Below are 4,158 nucleotides of genomic sequence, written 5' to 3'. Positions count from 1 at the left end.
TGAAAGGCATCTTTAATTTCCCCTCTAATTTATAAAAATAATTTTAAATATTTTAACAATTGTTTTTTAAACACTTACATTGCCCAGTTGCTTAGATTAAAATAAAAACAGCTTAGCTTCCTTAAAAATCTTATAAAATGCATCTATTAAAAAATCGCGGCTTAGCTATAATCATGCTCTTCTATAAAATTGAGAGTTTATGATGAGCCCATCCCCTTTTGAATCTACAGAACTACCTAAAGCTTATGAGGCCAAAAATGTTGATGCCAAGTGGTTTAGCTTTTGGGAAAGTAAAGGGTATTTTAGTGCTAATCCAAACTCTCCCAAAAAGCCTTTTTGTATTGTTATCCCTCCCCCTAACGTGACTGGTCAGCTTCATATGGGGCATGCACTTACTAATACTTTACAAGATGTTCTTATTCGCTGGAAACGCATGTCTGGATTTGAAGCTCTGTGGGTTCCAGGTACTGACCATGCAGGTATTTCTACTCAAACAGTGGTAGAACGCCATCTAATTAAAACTACTGGTAAAAAACGTAAAGATTTTTCCCGAGAAGAATTTCTACAACATGTTTGGAAATGGAAAGAAGAAAATGAAAGCCGTATAATCAACCAGTTAAAGAAGATGGGCTGTTCTTGTGATTGGGCACGCCAGCGCTTTACCCTCGATGAAGGAAACAACCGCGCAGTCAAAACGATGTTTAAAAAACTTTATGAGATGGGGTTGATCTATCGCGGAGATTATCTGGTAAATTGGGATCCTGTGACGCAAACCGCTCTTGCTGATGACGAGGTAGAATATGAAGAAAAGCAATCTTTTCTATGGTTTTTCCAGTATCCTTTAAGCGACGCTTCTGGTTTTGTAAGCTTTGCCACTACCCGCCCAGAAACTATGTTGGGAGATACAGCTCTTGCCGTATCCCCTAAAGATCCACGCTATGCACAGTGGATAGGTAAAACTGTCTATCACCCTTTAACTCAACAACATATTCCCCTGATTGCCGATCATCTTGTAGATCCTGACTTTGGAACGGGAGTGGTCAAAATTACACCTGCACACGATCCTATCGACTATCAAATAGGTTTATCCCATCATCTTCCTTTTATTAATATCATGACACCCGATGGTAAAATTAACGAAAAAGGCGGAAAGTATGCAGGGTTATCTATGGAAGAAGCACGCCAAGCGGTGATAGAGGAGATGCAACAGCAAGGCCTTTTAAAACAAGTAGTTCCTCATCTTCACCGAGTAGGAGTTTCCTACCGTTCTAAAGCCATTATTCAGCCCTACATGTCTAAGCAATGGTTTATCAAGATGGAGGGCTTTGCTAAAAAATTACGTGCTGCTTTAACCGAAGAGCGCATCCATTTTATTCCTAAAAATTGGGAAAACACCTATCTCCATTGGATAGATAATTTACGTGATTGGTGCATTAGTCGACAGCTATGGTGGGGACACCGCATTCCTGTATGGTATCATCGTAAAAACCCTGAAAATATTATCTGCTATGAAGGAGAAGGACTGCCTCCGGAAATTGAGAAAAATCCATACGATTGGGTTCAAGAAGAAGATGTGTTGGATACCTGGTTTTCATCAGGCCTTTGGCCCTTTGCAGCCTTAGGATGGCCAGAACAGAACGCTGTACTTAAAAAGTTTTATCCTAATTCCGTGTTAATTACTGGCCATGATATTTTATTTTTCTGGGTAGCCCGTATGATTTTTATGGGTGAGCAGGCGATGGAACAAGTTCCTTTTCCTGATATTTATCTGCATGGCTTGATTTACGGCAAATCTTATTGGAGAAAGACAGCAGAAGGAGGAATCTCCTATCTTACCGATAAAGAACGCTTAGAGTATGATCTAGGTAAGCCGACCCCTCCCGATGTCCAATCAAATTGGGAAAAAATGTCCAAAACTAAAGGCAACGTCATTGATCCTTTAGAAATCATCGATGAGTATGGCACGGATGCAATGCGCATGGCTTTATGTGCTAGTGCTAATCAAGCGCGCGAGATCGATTTAGATCGACGACGTTTTGAAGAATTTCGGAATTTTGCCAACAAAATTTGGAATGGAGCCCGCTTTATTTTTATGAATCTTCAGGGAGAGCATTCTTTAAGCCCCGAAGAATTCGCTCAAGGACTTAATAAAAATATCCTTGCTCTAGAAGATCGCTGGATTCTTTCTGTACTTAATCGCGTGGTCCATAAGGTTAATACTAAATTAGCTCATTATCAATTTGATCAAGCTGCCTTGGAAGCCTACGATTTCTTCTGGAAAGAGTTTTGTTCTTATTATCTTGAGATTGCCAAACCCATACTTTTTGGTAAACAAGGAACAAGCGAAGACCGAAAAAACAAACAAAAGCTGTTAGCTATTGTGCTTTGCCAGTCAATGCGTCTTATCCATCCTATGGCACCTTTTATCAGTGAAGAGCTCTTTCAGCAACTCAAGCGTCTACTAGGGACTAGCCCAAGACATACAGACGTGGATCTTTATACGCAAGAAGCTATAGAGGCATTACAGAGTCCAGCCTGTATTGTTGCCCCTTATCCCCAAGTGACTAATAAGCTAGATTGCCACGCTGAAATCGATCATGCTTTTAATATTATTGAAAATGTTGTTTACCTCATTCGTAACTTGCGTGGTGAAATGAAGCTACCTCTTAATACAGTTACCAATGTGCACATCGTAGGAAAAGAAGACGATAAGCTTCTTTCTTTAATTAAAGAAAATACAAGCATTATTAAAGCACTGATAAAAATTAACGAATTTCAACTCCACTATGTGGAGAAAGAATTTGGGCTTTCCTCCTCTACCTTCTATCAAAGTCTTAAGATCATTATTCCTATACCCGAAGAACTCATGAAGCAGGAAAAAGCTCGCCTGTTGAAAGAAAAAGAGCGCTTAAATTTGGCCATTGATAAAATTAATATACAATTAGCTAATCATGACTTTGTAGCCAAAGCTCCTGCCCCCTTGATTCAAAAACATACAGAGCAATTGGCACAAGCCAAGAAAAGCTTAGAGGAAGTTACTACAAAGCTAAGCCAATTGACATAAATACAAGAAAACTTAAGATTCACGCCTATCAAAAATTGTTTAAGAAATTTTATCTGCCTAGTAGGTAGATAAACTTTTTAAACTGACTTAAATAAATAAGTAGATGCACCCTTTTTAGTATAAATAAATTTTACTTACTTTAAGTTTTTGCCCTAACTTTTTTCCCTTATCAAAAGCCCTGAAAAGCACCTATAAATGCTGAAAAATAATAAATAGAGAGATAGCAGGAGAAAAAAAAGAGGATCTTACTGCGCATTCGTTAGCATTTATTCGGTTACACATAACTTCCTTTAATCGCTTAGAATCCATGATACTTAGTCTTTTTCATTAAGCAAAGAACAATAGCTATAATTCAATTAAAATGGGCGTTATGGCGTAAATAATAAGAAGTGTATGCGATAAGATTGCTCTTTAACGCTTAAGAGCTATAAGATCCATAGATAATAAAAAATACTGTTGGGTAGAAACTCTACCTGGTAAGAAAGTACTTTCCTTTAATATGTCTGATAAAATGCGCCACGAAGGGGCTCTAGGCCTTATGCTAGGATTAACAGGTCCGCACCCTGAAAGAACCTTATCTCTTATCCTTAAAGTAGGTTTGCTTTCTAGCCAATTAAGATATAGCGCTGGAAATTTCATTTAAGGATCAAGTGCGCCGCAAGACTACCAATCAGGAGGAGTAGAATCTGTTTTTACTCGACTAGTGACAAAAAAAATGTTGAATTATAAGGTAGAAGAATTTGCTAAAGCTGGGCATATCCAACTGTTAACAGATTTAAAAGCTGTAAATCCTGCCAATTCTTACGGTCATCGGCATGATGTCTTCGGTTCACGCACAGCTAGACGAGTCAGCTTAAAAGATTTAACTTTTAATATGGAGTCATCTACGCTCGATGATCATCCTGGAAGAAGTAATGAAGTGATGATTAGAGATTACATAGCTCCCCATTTCATAAAAAAATTGTTGCGCAAACCGAAGAAGTTAAAGAAAATATTATCAATAAGCTTTTCATGATAATAGTGTTGAAAAAAAATGAATGGCACATTAAAGGATTAATCGAGCAATCTAACAGAAATATAAATAGACCTCTTTC

Annotated in this window: 2 protein-coding genes; both read left to right on the top strand. The window is 37.9% G+C overall.

The annotated features are described in order from the left end of the window. Positions 1-202: 202 nt before the first annotated feature. Complete coding sequence (locus DB41_RS01440) at positions 203-3,064, top strand: valine--tRNA ligase (RefSeq protein WP_039383549.1); 2,862 nt, start codon at positions 203-205, stop codon at positions 3,062-3,064. Positions 3,065-3,779: 715 nt separating this feature from the next. Next, entirely contained in the window at positions 3,780-4,079 is a 300-nt protein-coding gene (locus tag DB41_RS01435) for a hypothetical protein (RefSeq protein WP_155117533.1), read from the top strand. Positions 4,080-4,158: the final 79 nt, after the last annotated feature.

This window comes from Neochlamydia sp. TUME1 (assembly GCF_000813645.1).
In the GTDB taxonomy this organism is placed as follows: Bacteria; Chlamydiota; Chlamydiia; order Chlamydiales; family Parachlamydiaceae; genus Neochlamydia.
The sequence above is the reverse complement of the archived record's forward strand: the minus strand, read 5'-3'. Positions and strand labels throughout refer to the sequence as shown.

Bases quoted from the DNA above. Each gene is read 5' to 3' on its own strand.
- DB41_RS01440 (WP_039383549.1), top strand. From the start codon at position 203: ATGAGCCCATCCCCTTTTGAATCTACAGAACTACCTAAAGCTTATGAG.
- DB41_RS01435 (WP_155117533.1), top strand. From the start codon at position 3,780: ATGTTGAATTATAAGGTAGAAGAATTTGCTAAAGCTGGGCATATCCAA.